1 protein-coding gene is annotated in these 833 nt (G+C 29.3%); it reads right to left on the minus strand.

Annotated elements, in window-relative coordinates; translation table 11 throughout:
- Positions 1 to 304: 304 nt before the first annotated feature.
- Positions 305 to 833 (minus strand): REP-associated tyrosine transposase (locus ACVC2P_RS09395; RefSeq protein ID WP_452598216.1); only part of this gene is annotated, 529 nt, incomplete at its 5' end.

Here is an 833-nt window from a genome sequence, read left to right on the forward strand (position 1 = left end):
ATATAATAAAGATCAAGTTATCTATAAGTTCATTGAAGTAATGAAAATATATAAAAAAGTAGAGGAGATACTTATACTTTAAGAATCTCTTTTAGTAAAACAATAAAAACGCTTTAAATACAGTATTTGAAGTGTTTTTTATTATCATTACTATCTACCACACCCAAGTTTAGCAATACATTGGTTAAATTTTCGATTCGTTTCTGCCCCCCGCTACCGCTAGTTTGTAACTAGTGGCGGTAAGAGTGAAAAATATAAAAGGAAACTTTTACAGGGATGTAGAAGTTTTCCTTTTTAAGGAAGTTCATCCAAAAAATCCAACGTTATCTATTTCTAAAACTGTATTGTCATCTTGAAAATTCCTTGCGCTAGAATATTTCCAATCTATAGCATTTACTACAAAACCAGCCTCTACAGGATTATTATGTATATAATCTATTTTTTGTTTTATTACCTGTTCACTCCATAGTTCTATTGGTTTATTATGATGTTGCCAAAATTGGTGTTTAGTTGTTGTTGTATTCTTTTTACCTGCTCTTTCGAACATCCATAATAACCATTCTCTACGACTCTCTTGCGGATTGTTCTCTATAGTTTTCATAACCTTTTTTGAGGTATAACGTTTAAAATCTCTAAGTAATTCTGAAGGTTGGTTATTACTTGATCTAAATATTAAATGGATGTGGCTTGGTATAAAACAATAACAATACAACTCCATACCTTTTTCTTTTCTACAATAATTTATACTATCAACTAATACATTAAAGTAAACTTGCCTAGTAAAAACATCTATCCAATTTACTGTAGCAAAAGACACAAAATATAAACCAGAT

This window comes from Pontimicrobium sp. MEBiC01747, assembly GCF_053601635.1.